Raw genomic sequence first — 17,611 nt, 5'->3', positions numbered from 1 at the left:
GCGAATCAATTCCTGCGAGTTCCGCACGCGCACGCGAGAGCGCGCTGCCCGCGTGAAGCCATTCAAGCATCGACAGCACGACCCGTGCCATGCGCGCCGCTCGATTCCCTCTTCACGCATTACACGAAAAAATCATGAAGATCGGGGCACCCGCCGCGCTATCCTCTGTCCTAATTGCGCGGACCCTCTACAATCGGAACGAAGCCACTAGCACAGGAGCATGCTGATGCAGGATCCAGAAGCACTCGGCGGACTGACCCATCAGGGCGGCGTGGAGTATCACGGCGACGACCCCGACAGCGCGTTCATTGCGCCGGAAAACCTGAACGTCGCCGCCGCGACGCAGCATGTGCTGAAATCGGGCGGCACGTTCATCGTCAACGATCCGCTCGGCGATGTCACAGGGCACGACGACGGCCTGTTCGTCAACGATACCCGCGTGCTGTCGCAGCTGCGTTTGACATTCGGCGGCCGCGCGCCGTCGCTGCTGTCGGGCAGCGTCAGCAGCGACAACACTTCATTCACCGCGCATCTGACCAACCGCCCGCTGCCGCCGCTCGGCGGCGACAGCACGCCGGAAGGCGTGATTCACGTCGAACGCGTGCGCGTGCTGTCGGGCACGGTGATGAACGAAGCGATCGAGCTCACCAATTACGGCACGACGGATGCCGTCGTGCCGCTGTCCATTTCGTTCGCGAGCGACTTTCGCGACATGTTCGAAGTGCGCGGCCTGAAGCGCGACCAGCAAGGCTCCGTCGAAACGCCGCGCGTGCACAAGAACGAAGTGTTGCTCGGCTATGTCGGACTCGACGACGTCGTGCGCCGCGTGCGCGTCGCGTTTTCGCCGATGCCCGACAAGCTGCTTGCGGGCCGCGCCGATTACTCGGTGAAGCTGCCGGCGCAGGCATGCGTGTCGATCTACCTGTCGGTGGCCGTGCAGGTCGAGGCGCACAAGGGCGCGCCCGACGTCGACGTGCCGCAATCGACGCATACCGTCACCGAGCTTCACGTGTCGCAGATCGATGCGGCGCGGCCTCGCGTGGGCCGCTCGGCCGTGCGCGCGGCGCTCGTCGACGCGCACCTGGTGATGCGCGAGCGGCGCCGCGCATCGGCGCGCGTGCGCTCGAGCAATCCGCTTTTCAACGCGTGGATCGACCGCTCGCAGGCGGACCTCGGTCTGCTGACGACGGATCTCGCGACGGGGCCGTATCCGTATGCGGGCATTCCGTGGTTCTCGACGCCGTTCGGGCGCGACGCCGTCATCACGTCGTTGCAGACGCTTTGGCTGCAGCCGGCTCTCGCGCGCGGCGTGCTGCGCTTTCTCGCCGAGCATCAGGCGAAGGAGGACTCGGCGTTCCGCGATGCCGCTGTCGGCAAGATCATGCACGAAATGCGCCGCAGCGAAATGGCGGCGACGGGCGAGGTGCCGTTCGCGCTGTACTACGGCGGTGTCGATACGACGCCGCTGTTCATCGTGCTCGCGGGCGCATACGTTGCGCGCACAGGTGACACGACGCTCGTCGAAGAGCTGTGGCCGGCGCTCGAACGCGCGACGAAGTGGGTCGCGGCCGTGTGCGACCGCAACCGCTATGGGCTGCTCGATTATCAGCGCGCGTCGGACAGCGGCCTCGCGAACCAGGGCTGGAAGGACAGTCACGATTCCGTCTTTCACGCGGACGGACGCTACCCCGACGGGCCCATCGCGCTCGTCGAAGTGCAGGCCTACGCGAGCGCCGCGTTCGACACGATGGCGCACTTCGCGACGCTGCGCGGCCAGACCGAGGAAGCCGCGCGCTATTTGCAGCGCGCAATGGCCATACGCGCCTGCGTTGAAGAAAAGTACTGGATGGACGACACGAGCTTCTACGGCATCGCGCTCGACGGCAACGGCGATCTGTGCCGCGTGCTCGCGTCGAACGCGGGGCATCTGCTCGCGTTCGGCCTGCCGTCGCGGGAGCGCGGCGAAGCCGTGGCGCGCGCGCTGGAGTCGGCGCTCTTTCATACGGGCTGGGGCGTGCGCACGCTGGCGGCGGGCCAGCCGCGCTTCAATCCGATGGCGTATCACAACGGCTCCGTCTGGCCGCACGACAACGCGATCTGCGCGCGCGGCCTCGCGCGCTATGGCGCGAAGGCGGCCGCCGTGCGTCTGTTGCAGGCGCTTTTTCAGGCGGCCGTCAATTTCGACATGCGGCTGCCGGAGCTGTTCTGCGGCTTTCCGCGCCGCCGTGGCGAACCGCCGACGGCGTACCCCGTCGCATGTCTGCCGCAAGCCTGGGCAGCCGGCTCGCCGTTCATGATGCTCGAAGCGTGCCTGGGCGTGACGATCGACGCGGCGCGGCGCGAAGTGCTGATCGAGCAGCCGATGCTGCCCGACGGCATCGACTGGATCGAGATCAGCGATCTGCGCGTCGGCGATTCGTCGGTGTCGATCACGTTCAGGCGCGTCGCGGGCAAGGTCGTGGCGTCGGCGGAACAGGGGGACGTGCGGGTGATCGCGCTGTTGTAAGCCGCCGCCTTTCAACCTTCTTCGACGGAGCGCGAACATGCCGCAAAACGTCTACGTCGTGTTCAAGGGCGCGCTGAAACTGGGCGTGCCCTTTCTCGACGGCTACAAAGGCGACCCGCACTATGTGATCGTGGTCGACGACACCAAAGGCGGCGACTTCGAAATCGTCACGAACGTGAAGTCCGATAGCTCGCTCACGGGTCCCGCCGGTTATCTCGTGCTCTACGCGTGGAATCAGTATTTCGATCATCCGATGATCGGCGATCTTGCGAAGCTGCCACTCGGCCTTACGCAGACGGGATTTCCGAAGCTGGACTACGTGCACGACTCGCGCCTCGTCGATCTCACGACGATGCGCCCCATCGCGCTCGACACGCAGAGCGAGCACAACGACATCAACGCGCTCGTCAACGGGATGCTGCAACTCGACATGTCGGCGGCGCCCGTCGACTATGTGTATCGGAGCAAGAGCGGCAACGATACGCGGCGCGGCTGGAAGCCCACGAAGAACGTCAGCGTGTATGGGTTCGGCTTTCTGTTCCAGCCGGAGCAGGACGGCTTGCACGAAACGCACATGAATCAGGGTAATCCGAAGCCGCAGCCGGGCAGCCACGTGAGGGACCATACGTCGGAGAACGGGACCTTTCAGGACGGCGCAGTGATTGTCGAAGTAGACGGGCGGTTTCAGGCGCTTTTCGTGGCGTTCCAGACGCAGCTCGTGCCGACAGACAACCGCGGCTGGCCGATCCCCGGCACGTCGCATCCGATTCTCGGCTAGCGGCGCGCTCACGTGCCCCATCGCTGCACGATACTGACACAATGCTAAGCTTGCAAACGCGTTCAGCGTAATTTCAGGGGCGGCGTCGCGCTTGCGCCGGTTTCATCCGACGAGTGCCGGCCAGCGCAGCAGCCCACGGGAGAAGCTCATGGCGGCACGCTCGATTGCATCGTTGTCTCTCTCGTTCGGCCTCGTGTCGATTCCTGTGCGGCTCTATTCCGCAACCGAAAGCGGGTCGGACGTGCGCTTCAATATGCTCGCGCCCGACGGTTCCCGCGTGAAGCAGCAATACATCTCGGAGACGACGGGTGCCGTCGTCGAGCGCTCGTCGATGAAGAAGGGCTACGAGTTCGAGAAGGACCGCTTCGTCGTCTTCACCGCCGACGAACTGAAGGCGCTCGAAGAGAGCGCGAGCCACGTCGTCGAGATCGTGGCTTTCATACCGGAGAAGTCGATCGATCCCGTCTACTACGACAAGGCGTACTACATCGCGCCGGACAAGCGCGGTGGCAAGCCCTATAGCCTGTTGCAACAGGCGCTCGCGGAGAGCGGCCGCTGCGCGCTGGCGAAGTGGGCGTTCAAGGGCAAGACGCGCATCGTTCAGGTTCGGCCGGCTGAAGACGGACTCGTGTTCCAGCAACTATTGTTCGCGGACGAAGTGCGCTCGCTGAAGGACCTGAACATCGAGCACGTGCCGATCACCGCGTCGGAGCTGAAGCTCGCGATGCAGATCATCGAGCAGGGCGCCGAGGACCACTACGACGCGAGCGCATACGAGGACGAGGAGAAAAAGCGCATCCTCGCGGCCATCGACAGGAAGATCGAAGGCCAGCAGGTCATCTCCGCCGAGCGCGCGGATGCGCCCGAGCCGGGCGGCGAAGTAATCGACCTGATGGAAGCGTTGCGCGCGAGCCTGAAAGGCGGCGCGAGGGCGAAGCCCTCTGCCGCATCCGCGAGTCCGTCTGAGAGCCCGTCCACGAGTCCGCAAAAGCGCAAGGCCGCCGGGCCCGTGACCGATATCGCCGCCGCGCCGGGAACGCGCAAGCCGGCCGCGCGCGCTGCGAAAGCGCCCGCTGCCGAAGTGCCCACCAAGGTTCGGGCGCGCAAGTGACGGGAGCGGACGCGGCGCATAGCCTGTCGATGCGCGAGCTTGAATCGATGCTGGGCGTGTCGCGGCGAGTCGTCTCGGGACTCGTCGGCGCCGGCTTCGTGACGCCGACGCGCGGGCCGCGCAACGCGCTGCGTTTCACGTTTCAGGATGTCGTGCTGCTGAGGACGGCGCTTCAGTTGCGCGCATCGAATATTCCTCCGCGCAAGATCGTGCAGGCGTTGCAGCGCCTCAGGTCCGAATTGCCCGAAGCGTTGCCGCTGTCGGGCATTCGCGTCACGGCCGTCGGCAACGAGATCGTCGTGCGGACGGGGCCATCGCAATGGGATGCGATAACGGGCCAGCAACTGCTCGACTTCGAAGTGGCGCAGATCAAGGGCGACGTGGTGTTTCTCGATTCGTCGCCGCAACCGAAGGACGCCGCGCGCGAGGCCGACGAGTGGTACGGTCTTGCGGGCCAATTGGTGGAGTCGGATGCAAAGGGCGCAGAGCAGGCGTATAGAAAAGCGATAGCGCTTTCGCCCGAACCGTTTTACGCCGCGTATGTCGATCTCGGCGCGCTGCTGTGCGAAAGCGAAGCGCGCTGCGAAGACGCGCTGCGCGTATTCGACGACGCGCTGTCGTATTTCCCGGAAGACGCCGTGCTGCATTTCAATCGCGCGGTGGCGCTGGAAGGACTGGACCGGCTTGCGGACGCGGAGCGAAGCTACGAGCGCTGTCTCGAACTCGATCCGTCGTATGCGGACGCGCACCACAATCTCGCCATTCTTCTCGACGGCCTCGGCGATCAGCAGGGCTTGCTGCGGCACCTGAATGCGTATCGGCGATTGACGAACTAGCTCGCCCGTCTGAGCCCATCTTTGAGCACGTCCGTTCAGTTGATTGTCGATTGGCGAGCGTCCAAAAAGGCGTAGACTTTCCGCTTATGCACGCAAATTCAGTGTGCAAGAAACGCCTGCGCGGGCTCTCTTGTTCGCCATGCGCACGGGTTGATTTCGGTGCAACGGTACGCACGTAGTGAAGACAGGAATAGAGGTCCACAAGCCATGCTGAAACCCGAATTCAACGACGCGGACAGTGCGCGTCCGGAACTGCTTTGCTTTCTTGTCGCGATTGCGGCGGCTTCGCACGCCCTGACACAGGAATGGCGTGTCGATCATGTCGTCGAATGCTGTCGTCGCTGGCTAAGGAAGAACGATGTGAAGATGCACTGGCTCGATCGGGTGAAGATCGGGCAACTCGCGCTGAAAATCGCAAGCGAGGACCTGCTGGACGCGGGCATTGCCGTGCGTCTTTCCAGCGTGAATGCGCTCTTTACGAGCGAAATGGAATTGAACGAGGCGAGCACGATGGTGCAGCGAATGATGTCGCTGTGCCAGGAAGCGCTTTGATGATCAGCGTCGATACCGTTTTTCAAACACAGCATTGCAATCGCGATAGCTGATCGCAAGACGTCCACCGTTCATACTCGACACTTTTGCTGCGCCGCATCGGGCGCGCGCGACGGGAGCCCAGTGTAGAGGTTGTTGTGAACGATATCGGAATGAATGACGCGCGACCGCGGCGCGCCAGTTCGACAATGCGCGGGCTGACTATTGCGGCAACGAGATGGGTGAAATGGGCAGCTCTGTTCGCCGTCGCACCGTTGCTGATGCAGGCCTGCTCCACTTCTTCGAGTCCCGTCACGGAATCAGCCAACCCGGGACGTTATTCCCTTCACGCGACGGCCGCGGGCGGCAGCGTCGCATGGGCAAGATCGCACAAGGCAGTCATGCAGAGCGCGAGCGATTTCTGTCAGCAACGCGGGCAGATGCTCAGCGTCGTTTCCGAGTCTTCGAAGGGTGTGCGGGCACTCGAAGAACATGAGACGGAACTCACGTTCGAATGCCACTCGCGGTTTTGATTTCCGGTCGACTGATTCGAGTCGCCTGATTCGAACTACCGGCTCATAAAAGGGCGCGATAGGGAACGTCCTGATGCTGGCGGGTTTCCTTCCCATGTACCGTAAGCGGCGGCAGTCCACGCGCGCAAAGCCAGCAGACTCGCGGCGCAATGGAGACGACAGGAGACTGGACGTGAAGAACTCGCCGATCGAATGGTCATCGAGCGACGTGCCCGTATCGGACCGTACCGATGCCTGGCAATCCGTGCTCAGCAGCAGTTATCGTGAATGGCAGGTGCCTCGTCGGCTGCCGGCGACGTTCTACGCTCACGTCAAGCAGCACGACTTCGCCGGTGCGGGCATCGTCGAGACCGTGTGCGACCCGTGCTCCGGTCAACGCACGCGCGGGCAGGTTCGCCACGACGACGATCTCTACGTCGGCGTGCAGCTGACGACGGGCGGCCGCGAGCGCTTCAAGATCGGTAACGCCGGGGTCGAGGTGACTTCCGGGGACGTCGTCGTGTGGACGACGGGGCAGGTCATCGAATTCGAAGTGATCGAGCGGCTGCACAAGGTCACGCTGATGATTCCCTGGTCCATCATGCGCGAGCGCCTGCCCGAACGGAAGGAGCCCCCGACAGGCGGAAAGATCGAAAGCCGCGCGGGTGTCGGGTCTTTGCTTGCCGTGCATTTGCTCGCGCTGTCCAACGAAATCGCGACGCTCGACGAGAGCGTTCAGGGTTCCGTCAGCCGCTCCACGCTGGAACTGTTGGGCATCGCGTTGTCAGGACAGCAACCGTCCGCGCATTTCGATGCAAGCGCGGCCATGTTGCGACGCGTGCAGGACTACATCCTGCAACACCTGCACGAGGACGATCTCAATCCAGCCCGAATCGCCGAAGCCAATCGCATTTCGGTTCGATACCTTCATATGCTCTTTCAGCGCGGCGATATGACGGTGTCGGGCTGGATACTCGCGAGGCGCCTGCATGCCTGCAAGCAGGCGTTGATCGATCCGGCGTTCAGCCGGCAGCGTATCTCTGAAATTGCGTTCAGATATGGCTTCAATTCGAGCAGCCACTTTTGCCGCGCGTTCAAGGAGAAATATGGCGTCTCGCCGGGCGACATGCGCGAAACGCCGATGATCGGCGGCACTCGTCAGCAAGGTTCTCGCGGACTTCAAACGTAGTGTCCGGCACGCTCCAGTACTTCGATTTTGTAGCCGTCAGGGTCCTGAATAAAGAAGAAACGGGCTAGCATTTCTTCGCCGCGCCTGAACTCTTTTAGCGGCGTCGGATTTACGCCGAGGCTAGCGAGGCGCGCATGTTCTTCATCCACATCATCGACGGCTACAGCGATATGCCCGTATCCGTCGCCGTGCGTGTATGCCGGCTCACGTCCCTTGTTCCATGTCAGTTCGATTTCGAAGTCGTTCTCCGCGTTGCGCAGATAGACGAGAGAAAACTCCGGAAAATCGAGTCGATGAGCTGGCGTAAGTCCGAGCGTGTCGTTGTAGAACGCGAGCGAATGTTCGAGGTCGTGGACCCGCACCATCGTGTGGATGATCTTTGCCAATTTGCTTTCTCGATGCAAGAACGAACCGTGAAAAAGTGGCGCGCGCGATTTCTCGCGCGCCGTTGCGCACTGATCAAACGGAGAAGCGGCAGAGCGTCTCGCCGCCATCGATGCGGATGAGGTCGCCGTGGATATAGCTCGATTCGTCGGACGCGAGGAAAACAGCCAGATTCGCGATGTCCTCGACTTCGCCCCAGCGCTTGAGCGGAATCGCGTCCGTGAAGGCCTTATCGAAGTCCTTGTCGTCGAAGAGCGCGCGCGTCAATGAAGTTTTCGCGTATGTCGGGCAGATTCCGTTCACGCGTATCCTGTCGCGGCCATATTCGATTGTGAGACATCGCGTGAGATTGGCCGCCGCGCCTTTCGATATGTTGTAGACGGATTGCTTCGGATGTCCTTGAAGACCGGCCGTCGACACGATATTGACGATGTTTCCACCGCGGCCCTGTTGCAGGAAAACCTTGATGGCTTCCTGGCAACCGAACCATGTGCCCTTCACGTTGACGTCGAAGCACGCGTCGAGATCGTCGACGGAGAACTCGTGCGCGAGCTTTCCGGCGCGATAGATGCCTGCGTTGTTGACCATCACGTCGAGGCCGCCATATTGTCGGACCGCTTCCTTGACGAGGTGGATCACCTGATCCTGCTTTGTGACATCGCAGGCGACATATGAAGCCTTGCCGCCCGCTTCCTTGATGGCCTGGACGGTCGTCAGTTGCGCATTGCCTTCAAAGCCTCCCTTGTTCGGCGCTTCGTGAATGTCGCTGACGACGACAGTCGCGCTCTGTGCCGCGTAGGCGACGGCAATTGCGCGGCCGAAGCCGGAACTCGCGCCTGTGACGATCGCGACTTTATCCTTGAGCCTGCTCATAAGACCTCCACCTGAGAGGAAGCCGGCCAGCCGACGCCGACCGGCCGAATGTTCAATCGGTTAGCGGGGAGTGGAAAACGTTATTCGGAGGCGGCTTTTCAGGTCGGAAACGATGTAAACGTCTGGACTGAGATCTTTCCGTCCTTGATGTAAAGCGTATCCGTCGCAAGCGTAACCCAAGGCCTGGCTTCCCAGGCCATATAGGCGATTGCACCCGTCGTCGACATGCTGGTGATCTTGAATGCAGGCCAGAACGTGGGGTCGGCACTTTCCAGAAAGGCTTTGAAGAAACCGGCAATTTCCTCGCGGCCGCGGAATGTCTTTTCAGGCGTGACGATAGCGGAGTCGTCGTCGTAGTCCTTGAGTAGCTCGTCGACACCGTGAGCGAATGCACCGAGGTGATGGTCCAGAACCTTTTTCGTTATCGGTTCGGATTGTTCGGAAGCGAATGACATGGCAAATTCCCGTCGATAGCAAAGCGTTGGAACGCGGGCGGCCTGGCGGACGCCGGCATGGTTCGGAACCGGGAGCGGTCAGCCTGCATAGGCACGCTGCGCGTCGTCCCAGGTTACGACGACGATAGGCGTCCCATCTTCCTTGATGAATTCGAGCGGGCCGAGGAAAGTCATGTAGAACTCGCTGTCGACCGGAAAGTACGTTTTATCGTGGCGGGCATTGGCCGATTAGTAGCCATAAGCGGGCGCAACGACCGTGTCGCCGCCATGCTCGGCGCCGCCTCGCACGTCCATTCGCCCTTTCGTCAGCAGATATTCGCCGGGGCCGACATGGAAATGTGCGTTGAAGGACGAGCCGGCCGGGCACTCGAATATCGCCGTCCATGCGCCCATTTCCGGCGACGCATGCAGCATCTTCCAGCGAATGCCGCCTTGCGAAAGCGCGTCCGGGAATGCTTTCCACGCCAGGTTATCGAGTTGAACGGCCTCTTCGCGGACTTTCGGTTTGATTTCCATCGTCGTCTCCTGAATGCGCTGAACGCAGAGAACATTCAGCGGTTTATGGGTGAGACAACGATACCGCTGTGCGGCTTGGAAAGATTGCACGTTAGCGCAACGCGTGTTGCCTGCCAGTGCAATCGATTCATCAATAAAGAAAGCCCGCCGGGGAGGCGGGCTTTGCTGTAGCAGCAGTGAAGCAGTGGGTTGTCGCGCCGAAAGTACTTATCCGCGTTCAGCCGGTTCCCTGTTCAGCATGCTCTTCGGAATCGACAGAATCAGCACGCAACTGACGAGCAGGCAGGCGCCGAGCGCATAAGTGCCGTCGTTGATATTGCCCGTCAGGTCCTTCGCCACGCTGGTAATCATCGAGCCGGTAAAGCCCGACAGGTTGCCGACGGAGTTGATCAGCGCAATGCCGGCCGCCGCCGCCGTGCCCGAGAGAATTTGCCCCGGGAAGGTCCAGTAAATCGGCATCAGGCCAAGGATTGCGCAGGTGGCGATCGTCAGGAACAGAATCGACAGCGGCACGTTGTTCGCGAAGAGCGCGCTCAGAATCAGGCCGACGCCGCCGATGCACGCGGGAATCGCCGCGTGCATCCGACGCTCGCCCGTCTTGCGCGAGTGCGCCGCATTCCAGATCATCGCGACCACTGCGCTGAGGTACGGAATGGCCGTCAGCAAGCCGATGTTAAAGGTGCTTTTCACGCCCGACGCCTTGATGATCGACGGCAGCCAGAACGCGAGGCCATAGAAGCCGGTGTTGAACGTCAACAGGATGAAAGTCAGCAGCCATACGCGCGGGCTCTTGAGCGCCGCCGCAACGCTATGCGTCTTTTTCGCGCTTTCCTGTTCGAGATTTCTTTGCAGCAGGGCTTTTTCGGAGGCCGTCAGCCATTTCGCCGATTGAATGCCATCGCCCATACGGAACAGCACCACGAATGCGACGAGGATCGACGGAATGCCTTCGAGCAGAAGCATCCATTGCCAGCCGCCCAGGCCGAATAGACCGTGTGTATTCTCCATCAGCCATCCGGAAACGATGCCGCCCAGCGTCAGGCTCACGGGAATGGCAATCAGGAACCCCGACATCGCGATGCTTTGACGACGGGCCGGGAACCAGTAGTTCATGTAGAGGATGATGCCCGGGAAGAAGCCGGCCTCGCAGACGCCCAGCAAAAACCGCAGGATATAGAACATCGTCGAGGTTTCGACGTGGAAGAAACTTGCCAGCGGCGAAATGAACGCCAGCGACGACGAGACGATACCCCACGTGACCATGATGCGGGCGATCCAGAAACGCGCACCGTAGCGGTGAAGAAGCAGGTTGCTCGGCATCTCGAAGAAGAAGTATCCCCAGAAGAAGATGCTTGCCCCGACGGCATAGACGCCATCGCTCAGGCCGAGCGAGTCGAGCATCTGCAATTTCGCAAAGCCGACGTTGACGCGGTCCAGGTAGGCGACGACGTAACACAGAAGCAGCAGCGGCAAGATGCGCTTCAGTACCTTGCGGTAAAGCAGTTCTTCAGTCTCGTCGACAGCGACGGGTGACGCCGTGGCCTGAGTGATGGTGGGCATAGGGTTGTCTCCTTTTGCATTTGTCGTGCGCGGTCCCGTTCGAAAGGAGACCGCTCACCGTACTGCGTGGTGGCTTGCAGGCGCGTTCAATAGCGCCTCGAATCGTAGTTACCGGTAACATTTCGGCATACAAATGCCGATGGACAAAATGTTATCGGTAACGAAATTAGCACGAGGAGGCATCGCAGAGCAAGCCAGGGGAATCTACCTGGGCGTCGGATGACAGCTGCGTGGCTTGCGACTGTGACGGCCGTCGCACGCGGATCACACGGCCATTTTTTATGAAAGCGCGTAAGCTGGGCGAGGTGCACAGACCCCGCACAGCATGATAATATCGAAAAATGTTACCGATAACAGACATTGTAAATCCGGCAGCAAGGAGGCAGCCGCGGGCACCCGACGGCCGCCGGCGCTGTCCGTAATACAGGCGATAGTGACCGACACGTCGCCAGCACATCGAACAAACGGAGTACAACGCAATGACCCAGTCCAACACACGGCGCCTGCGCAGCCAGGAATGGTTCGATGACCCGGCCCATGCCGACATGACCGCGCTCTATGTCGAGCGCTTCATGAACTACGGCCTCACGCGCGAGGAATTGCAGTCGGGCCGTCCCATCATCGGCATCGCGCAGACGGGTAGCGATCTCGCGCCCTGCAACCGGCACCACATCGAACTCGCCGCGCGGACCAAGGCGGGCATTCGCGACGCGGGCGGCATCCCGATGGAATTCCCCGTTCATCCGCTCGCCGAACAGAGCCGCCGGCCCACGGCCGCGCTCGACCGCAATCTTGCGTATCTCGGTCTCGTCGAAATCCTGCATGGATTCCCGCTCGATGGCGTCGTGCTGACGACGGGTTGCGACAAGACCACGCCGGCGTGTCTGATGGCCGCCGCGACCGTCGACATGCCCGCAATCGTATTGTCTGGCGGCCCGATGCTCGACGGCTGGCATCACGGCAAGCGCGTCGGTTCGGGTACGGTGATCTGGCATGCGCGCAATCTGCTTGCAGCGGGCGAGATCGATTACGAAGGCTTCATGGAACTCACGACGGCATCGTCGCCTTCCATCGGTCACTGCAATACGATGGGCACGGCGCTGTCGATGAACAGTCTCGCGGAAGCGCTCGGCATGTCGCTGCCCGGCTGCGCGAGCATTCCCGCCGCGTATCGCGAGCGAGGCCAGATGGCGTATGCGACGGGCAAGCGCATCGTCGATCTCGTGCGCGAAGACGTGCGCCCATCGCAAGTCATGACGAAAAAAGCATTCGAGAACGCGATCGTTGTCGCGTCGGCGCTCGGTGCTTCTACCAACTGTCCGCCGCACCTGATTGCAATCGCGCGTCACATGGGCGTCGAACTGAGTCTCGACGACTGGCAGCGCGTTGGCGAGCAGGTGCCGCTCATCGTCAACTGCATGCCGGCCGGCGAATATCTGGGCGAGAGCTTCCATCGCGCGGGCGGCGTGCCTGCCGTGCTGCGCGAACTCGATCGCGCGGGGCTCGTGCATCGCGACTGCCTGACGGTGTCGGGCCGCACGATCGGTGCGATCGTCGATAGCGCGCCTGAGCCGGACCGCGAGGTCATCAAGAGTACGGACGAGCCGCTCAAGCACGGAGCGGGATTCATGGTGCTGTCGGGCAACTTCTTCGATAGCGCGATCATGAAGATGTCGGTGGTGGGCGATGCGTTCAGGCAAACCTATTTGAGCGAGCCCGGCGCGGAGAACACGTTCGAGGCGCGCGCCATTGTGTTCGATGGTCCCGAGGACTATCACGCGCGTATCGACGACCCGTCGCTGAACATCGATCAGCATTGCATACTCGTGATTCGCGGTGCGGGCACGGTCGGCTATCCGGGCAGCGCGGAAGTCGTCAATATGGCGCCGCCCGCCGAACTGGTGCGCAAGGGCATCGCGTCGCTGCCGACGATGGGCGACGGCCGGCAGAGCGGCACATCGGCGAGTCCGTCGATCCTCAACATGTCGCCTGAGGCGGCGGTGGGCGGCGGGCTTGCGCTGCTGCAAACGGGCGACCGTATCCGCGTCGATCTGAATGCGCGCAGCGTCGATGTGCTGGTCGATGAACAAGAGCTTAAGCGGCGGCGCGAGAGCGCGAGCTTCGAAATTCCGGAGGCGCAAACGCCCTGGCAGGAGTTGTATCGGAAGACTGTGGGGCAACTGTCGACGGGCGGCTGTCTCGAGCCCGCCACGCTCTATCTGAAAGTCATCGCCGAGCGCGGCAACCCGCGACACTCGCATTGAACAGGATGCGGCTGGCTCGATGCGTTCACATCGATGCCAGCTTTTGTCGAATCAGCGGCCCATATCAAACGAACAGGAGACATCCGCACCATGACCTCATCATCAGCATCGGCGTATCTTCCCGATGACATTCAGCACGCGCTGCTCGTCGGCCGCCTATGGCGTAAAACGGGCGCGCACGAAGGGCCTTGCGTCGTGCTCGTCCGCAACGGCGAAGTGCTCGATATCACCGCCAGCGTTCCGACTACGGCGGACCTGTTCGATCGCGACGACATCGTTCAATTCGCGCGTACGGTGAAAGGCGAATCGCTGGGCACCGTCGACAAGCTGATCGAAGCCAATCTTCTGCACCGTACGGAAGAACTCGCATTGCAACTGCTCGCACCCAACGACGTGCAGGCGATCAAGGCATGCGGGGTCACGTTTGCGGTGAGCCTCATCGAGCGCGTCATCGAGGAGCAAGCGGGCGGCGATCCGGCAAAGGCGCAAGACGTCCGCGAAACGATTGCAGCGACGATCGGTACGGACCTGTCGAAAATCAAGCCGGGTTCCGAAGCGGCGATGAAGCTCAAGGCGGAACTCGAGCGGCGCGGCGCATGGTCCCAGTACATGGAAGTGGGCATCGGGCCCGATGCCGAAGTGTTCTCGAAGTCGCAGCCGATGTCGGCCGTCGGCTTCGGCGCGGACATCGGATTGTTGCCCGCATCGAACTGGAACAACCCTGAGCCCGAGATCGTCCTCGCAGTCAACAGCCGTGGCGAGATTGTCGGCGCGACGCTCGGCAACGACGTCAATCTGCGCGACATCGAAGGCCGTTCGGCGTTGCTGCTGGGCAAGTGCAAGGACAACAACGCATCGTGCGCGATCGGCCCGTTCGTGCGACTGTTCGACGAATCGTTCGATCTCGACGCGGTGCGCAAGGCCAGCGTGTCGCTGCGTGTCGAGGGCGCGGATGACGGCTTTCTTCTCGATGGCGTCAGCCATATGAGCGAGATCAGCCGCGATCCGGCGGATCTCGTCGCGCAAACATGCGGACGCCATCACCAGTATCCCGACGGCTTCATGCTGTTTCTCGGCACGATGTTCTCGCCGATCAAGGACCGCGACACGCAAGGCGGCGGCTTCACGCACCATCTCGGCGACAAGGTCACGATCTCGGCGCCGCAACTCGGTGCGTTGATCAATACCGTGCAGTTGAGCACGGAGATCGCGCCGTGGACCTTCGGCGTGCGCGCGCTGTATCGCAATCTGGCCTCGCGCGGATTGCTCCAGACGATCGCGCATGCCGGTCATCGATAACGCTGAATCAGGAAAGACAACATGAACCAGTTCGACAACTATATCGACGGCAAATGGGTGTGCGGCGCCACCACGTCTGCCAACGTCAATCCTTCCAATCTCGACGACGTCATCGGCGAATTCGCGCAGGCAGATGATGCGCAGACACGCGATGCGATCGCTGCCGCGCGCAAGGCCTTTGCGCGTTGGTCGCTGTCGACGCCTCAGCAACGCTTCGATCTGCTCGACCAGGCCGGCAGCGTCATCCTCGCGCGCAAGACGGAACTGGGCCGGCTGCTTGCACGCGAAGAAGGCAAGACACTGCCCGAAGCAATCGGCGAAGTCGGGCGGGCAGGGCAGATCTTCAAGTTCTTTGCGGGAGAAGCGCTTCGTATCGGCGGAGAGACGGTGCCATCCGTGCGGCCGGGAATGACCGTCGAGATGACGCGTGAGCCGCTCGGTGTCATCGGCCTTATTACGCCCTGGAACTTTCCTATTGCCATTCCCGCCTGGAAGATTGCGCCTGCGCTCGCATACGGCAACACGGTCGTCATCAAGCCCGCGGACCTGGTGCCGGCGAGCACGTGGGAGCTGGTGAAGATCATCGCCGAAGCAGGTGCGCCCGCAGGCGTCATCAATCTCGTGATGGGCCGCGGCTCCGTGGTCGGCGAAGCGATCGTCAACTCGCCGGACGTCGACGCCGTCAGTTTTACCGGCTCGGTGGCGACAGGCCGCGCGATCGGCGCAAAGTGCTTTGCGACGGGCAAGAAGTTTCAGCTTGAGATGGGCGGCAAGAACCCGATGGTCATCGTCGATGACGCCGATCTCGACGTTGCCGTCGAGGCATGCATCAACGGTGCCTTCTTTTCGACGGGGCAACGGTGTACGGCATCGAGCCGGCTCATCGTCACGGAAGGCATTCACGATCGCTTTATCGAAGCGATGAAGGCGCGGATGAAGACGCTGAAAGTCGGCGACGCACTGGCTGACGGAACGCATATCGGGCCTGTCGTCGACGACAAGCAACTCCAGCAGGATGAGCGCTACATCGCGATTGCGCGTGAAGAGGGTGGAGAGGTGTTCGGCGGCGAGCGTGTCGAAGCGTCCACGCGCGGCTATTTCCTCGCGCCCGCGCTGGTGACCAACACGGCGGCCGCGATGCGTATCAATCGCGAAGAGGTGTTCGGGCCAGTCGCATCCGTTATCAAGGTCAAGGACTATCACGAGGCGCTCGCGGTGGCGAACGACACGGAGTTCGGCTTGTCGGCGGGTATCTGCACGACTTCGCTAAGCGTTGCGAGTCATTTTCGTCGACACGTGCAGGCTGGTATGGTCATGGTGAACACGGCAACGGCGGGCGTCGACTATCACGTGCCTTTTGGCGGTCGCAAAGGGTCGAGCTATGGTCCTCGCGAGCAGGGCAGCTATGCGCGGGAGTTCTACACGACCGTCAAGACTTCGTACATCAATCCGGGCGCGGTCTGACACGCGGATTAGAGACGACAGATCGGATGCCGGCCAAGGGGAGCGCTACCTCGGTTCCTGCTGATGATGAAAGGAGCCAAGCTGCGATTGAACATGCTTCTAGCGTGGAGAATGATCATGTGGCGATGATTGTGCGCCGTGCTCGCCGCTCTCCATCATGCGCATCATTTCAACGCCGCCTGTGCGGAAAAAGACAGTCGTCAGGACGATAAAGACGATGCCGAAAATGATGTCCAGAACGGTGGTGTAGTTGAAAGTGATGGTAGCGTCGATGACGGCGGTGTGACGCTGAGGCGGCACCCAGCCCGCCAGCTGGAACAATGCCTCTACAATCAGCGCGGCCGCGACCATCGCGACGTAGAAGGTCGCGGTCATGAAGGCGGTCATTTTGCCGCCGTAGTACTTTCGATAGATGTTGATGATCGGAAGGATGATGAGGTCGCCAAATATGAATGAGGCAACGCCTCCGAAGCTGATTCCACCCTTCCACAAGACGGCTGCCAACGGTACGTTCCCGACCGAACAGGTAAACGATGCGACCGCGATGAGCGGGCCAATGAAAGCGCCCCAGATTATCGCGAGTGTTGGGTGGCTTACGAGAAAGAATTTCTGCCAGAAGCTGTCCGGTACCCATGCCGCTATGGCGCCGGCAATAACTAACCCTAATCCAATGTCTCGCCACAACATCGTCCAGTTCATCACGTAGCTGTGACTGATGGCCTTCATGCCGTCCTTCGATAGGAGGCGATCTTTCCAGCTGCCTTTCTGTTCACCCATCGACATCGCAGCATGTCCTTCCATGCTGCCGGCGATACCCTTGTCTGCTTGCTCAATAGCCTGCTTCTTCAGCGCATCCCCCAAAAAGAACCGGAACAGTAAAGCGAGCACGACGATCATGACAGGGCCACCGATGAATTCGGCGGCGGCAAACTGCCATGCAATCAGCACCCACATCAATACGCCCAGTTCAAGCACGAGATTCGTAGCGGCGAACTGGAACGCCATGGTTGCAGTGAAGTTGGCTCCTTTGCGAATCATCGAGCGCGCCATCGCGACGGCAGCATAGGAACAGGAAGACGACGCCGCGCCGAACAGGCTTGCAACAGTCAGTGAACGCGCGGAGTCGTCCGGCAGTAGCGTCGACATCTCGGACTTCGACACCGTCACTTCGATCACGGCGGAGAACAGAAAGCCTAGACTGAGTCCCCAGAAAATCTGCCATAGCATGGTGAAAGACATCCACAGGGCGTGACCCAACGCGCCGAGAATTTGCATTGCGACCTCCTGCGTTCGTCGTGACGGATGCGACCACAAAATAGATAGCGTGGATCGT

15 protein-coding genes are annotated in these 17,611 nt (G+C 61.4%); 9 read left to right on the top strand and 6 right to left on the bottom strand.

What is annotated here, in order from left to right:
• The first annotated feature begins 226 nt into the window (after positions 1-226).
• The 6 genes from AABE10_RS13915 to AABE10_RS13890 all read left to right on the top strand — a co-directional run bounded on the left by AABE10_RS13915 (position 227) and on the right by AABE10_RS13890 (position 7,463).
• Positions 227-2,506 carry an amylo-alpha-1,6-glucosidase gene (locus AABE10_RS13915; RefSeq protein WP_342933809.1) on the top strand — a complete coding sequence of 760 codons (2,280 nt, stop codon included), beginning with the start codon at positions 227-229 and terminating at the stop codon, positions 2,504-2,506.
• 37 nt (positions 2,507-2,543) lie between these two features.
• On the top strand, positions 2,544-3,284 hold the full coding sequence (locus AABE10_RS13910) for a DUF2278 family protein (RefSeq protein WP_342933808.1): 741 nt from the start codon (positions 2,544-2,546) through the stop codon (positions 3,282-3,284).
• Positions 3,285-3,432: 148 nt separating this feature from the next.
• The gene (locus tag AABE10_RS13905; RefSeq protein ID WP_342933807.1) at positions 3,433-4,395 is read left to right on the top strand and encodes a Ku protein; all 963 of its coding nucleotides are present in this window, start codon (positions 3,433-3,435) and stop codon (positions 4,393-4,395) included.
• Positions 4,392-5,231: a tetratricopeptide repeat protein gene (locus AABE10_RS13900; protein WP_342933806.1), complete on the top strand. Its 840-nt coding sequence runs from the start codon at positions 4,392-4,394 to the stop codon at positions 5,229-5,231. Before AABE10_RS13905 ends, AABE10_RS13900 begins: the two co-directional genes overlap by 4 nt.
• Before the next feature lie 207 nt (positions 5,232-5,438).
• Positions 5,439-5,783, top strand: a complete 345-nt coding sequence (locus AABE10_RS13895; RefSeq protein WP_087737246.1) for a hypothetical protein — start codon at positions 5,439-5,441, stop codon at positions 5,781-5,783.
• 684 nt (positions 5,784-6,467) lie between these two features.
• Complete coding sequence (locus AABE10_RS13890) at positions 6,468-7,463, top strand: helix-turn-helix domain-containing protein (protein WP_342933805.1); 996 nt, start codon at positions 6,468-6,470, stop codon at positions 7,461-7,463.
• Here the strand turns inward: AABE10_RS13890 and AABE10_RS13885 are convergent.
• From AABE10_RS13885 to AABE10_RS13865, 5 genes are all read right to left on the bottom strand, one after another.
• On the bottom strand, positions 7,454-7,849 hold the full coding sequence (locus AABE10_RS13885) for a VOC family protein (RefSeq protein ID WP_342933804.1): 396 nt from the start codon (positions 7,847-7,849) through the stop codon (positions 7,454-7,456). The genes AABE10_RS13890 and AABE10_RS13885 overlap by 10 nt on opposite strands.
• A 73-nt stretch (positions 7,850-7,922) precedes the next feature.
• The gene (locus AABE10_RS13880) at positions 7,923-8,720 is read right to left on the bottom strand and encodes an SDR family oxidoreductase (protein WP_342933803.1); all 798 of its coding nucleotides are present in this window, start codon (positions 8,718-8,720) and stop codon (positions 7,923-7,925) included.
• A 98-nt stretch (positions 8,721-8,818) separates the two neighbouring features.
• Positions 8,819-9,175 carry a nuclear transport factor 2 family protein gene (locus AABE10_RS13875; protein ID WP_342933802.1) on the bottom strand — a complete coding sequence of 119 codons (357 nt, stop codon included), beginning with the start codon at positions 9,173-9,175 and terminating at the stop codon, positions 8,819-8,821.
• Positions 9,176-9,403: 228 nt separating this feature from the next.
• Positions 9,404-9,691, bottom strand: a complete 288-nt coding sequence (locus tag AABE10_RS13870) for a cupin domain-containing protein (RefSeq protein ID WP_342933801.1) — start codon at positions 9,689-9,691, stop codon at positions 9,404-9,406.
• 207 nt (positions 9,692-9,898) lie between these two features.
• Positions 9,899-11,251, bottom strand: a complete 1,353-nt coding sequence (locus tag AABE10_RS13865) for an MFS transporter (protein WP_342933800.1) — start codon at positions 11,249-11,251, stop codon at positions 9,899-9,901.
• A 479-nt stretch (positions 11,252-11,730) separates the two neighbouring features.
• Between AABE10_RS13865 and AABE10_RS13860 the strand changes: the two genes are divergently transcribed.
• From AABE10_RS13860 to AABE10_RS13850, 3 genes are all read left to right on the top strand, one after another.
• Positions 11,731-13,515: an IlvD/Edd family dehydratase gene (locus AABE10_RS13860; protein ID WP_342933799.1), complete on the top strand. Its 1,785-nt coding sequence runs from the start codon at positions 11,731-11,733 to the stop codon at positions 13,513-13,515.
• Between the two features lie 90 nt (positions 13,516-13,605).
• Positions 13,606-14,814: a fumarylacetoacetate hydrolase family protein gene (locus AABE10_RS13855; protein WP_342933798.1), complete on the top strand. Its 1,209-nt coding sequence runs from the start codon at positions 13,606-13,608 to the stop codon at positions 14,812-14,814.
• A gap of 21 nt (positions 14,815-14,835) precedes the next feature.
• Complete coding sequence (locus tag AABE10_RS13850) at positions 14,836-16,278, top strand: aldehyde dehydrogenase family protein (RefSeq protein WP_342933797.1); 1,443 nt, start codon at positions 14,836-14,838, stop codon at positions 16,276-16,278.
• A 99-nt stretch (positions 16,279-16,377) separates the two neighbouring features.
• Here the strand turns inward: AABE10_RS13850 and AABE10_RS13845 are convergent, their stop codons facing one another.
• Entirely contained in the window at positions 16,378-17,553 is a 1,176-nt protein-coding gene (locus AABE10_RS13845; RefSeq protein WP_342933796.1) for a permease, read from the bottom strand.
• Positions 17,554-17,611: the final 58 nt, after the last annotated feature.

This window comes from Paraburkholderia diazotrophica (assembly GCF_038900755.1).
Taxonomy (GTDB): domain Bacteria; phylum Pseudomonadota; class Gammaproteobacteria; order Burkholderiales; family Burkholderiaceae; genus Paraburkholderia; species Paraburkholderia diazotrophica_A.
Note: the sequence above shows the minus strand (reverse complement) of the source record. Positions and strands in the feature narration are given on the sequence as shown.

Bases quoted from the DNA above. Each gene is read 5' to 3' on its own strand.
- AABE10_RS13865 (WP_342933800.1), bottom strand. From the start codon at position 11,251: ATGCCCACCATCACTCAGGCCACGGCGTCACCCGTCGCTGTCGACGAG.
- AABE10_RS13905 (WP_342933807.1), top strand. From the start codon at position 3,433: ATGGCGGCACGCTCGATTGCATCGTTGTCTCTCTCGTTCGGCCTCGTG.
- AABE10_RS13850 (WP_342933797.1), top strand. From the start codon at position 14,836: ATGAACCAGTTCGACAACTATATCGACGGCAAATGGGTGTGCGGCGCC.
- AABE10_RS13860 (WP_342933799.1), top strand. From the start codon at position 11,731: ATGACCCAGTCCAACACACGGCGCCTGCGCAGCCAGGAATGGTTCGAT.
- AABE10_RS13845 (WP_342933796.1), bottom strand. From the start codon at position 17,553: ATGCAAATTCTCGGCGCGTTGGGTCACGCCCTGTGGATGTCTTTCACC.
- AABE10_RS13880 (WP_342933803.1), bottom strand. From the start codon at position 8,720: ATGAGCAGGCTCAAGGATAAAGTCGCGATCGTCACAGGCGCGAGTTCC.
- AABE10_RS13875 (WP_342933802.1), bottom strand. From the start codon at position 9,175: ATGTCATTCGCTTCCGAACAATCCGAACCGATAACGAAAAAGGTTCTG.
- AABE10_RS13855 (WP_342933798.1), top strand. From the start codon at position 13,606: ATGACCTCATCATCAGCATCGGCGTATCTTCCCGATGACATTCAGCAC.
- AABE10_RS13915 (WP_342933809.1), top strand. From the start codon at position 227: ATGCAGGATCCAGAAGCACTCGGCGGACTGACCCATCAGGGCGGCGTG.
- AABE10_RS13870 (WP_342933801.1), bottom strand. From the start codon at position 9,691: ATGGAAATCAAACCGAAAGTCCGCGAAGAGGCCGTTCAACTCGATAAC.
- AABE10_RS13895 (WP_087737246.1), top strand. From the start codon at position 5,439: ATGCTGAAACCCGAATTCAACGACGCGGACAGTGCGCGTCCGGAACTG.
- AABE10_RS13910 (WP_342933808.1), top strand. From the start codon at position 2,544: ATGCCGCAAAACGTCTACGTCGTGTTCAAGGGCGCGCTGAAACTGGGC.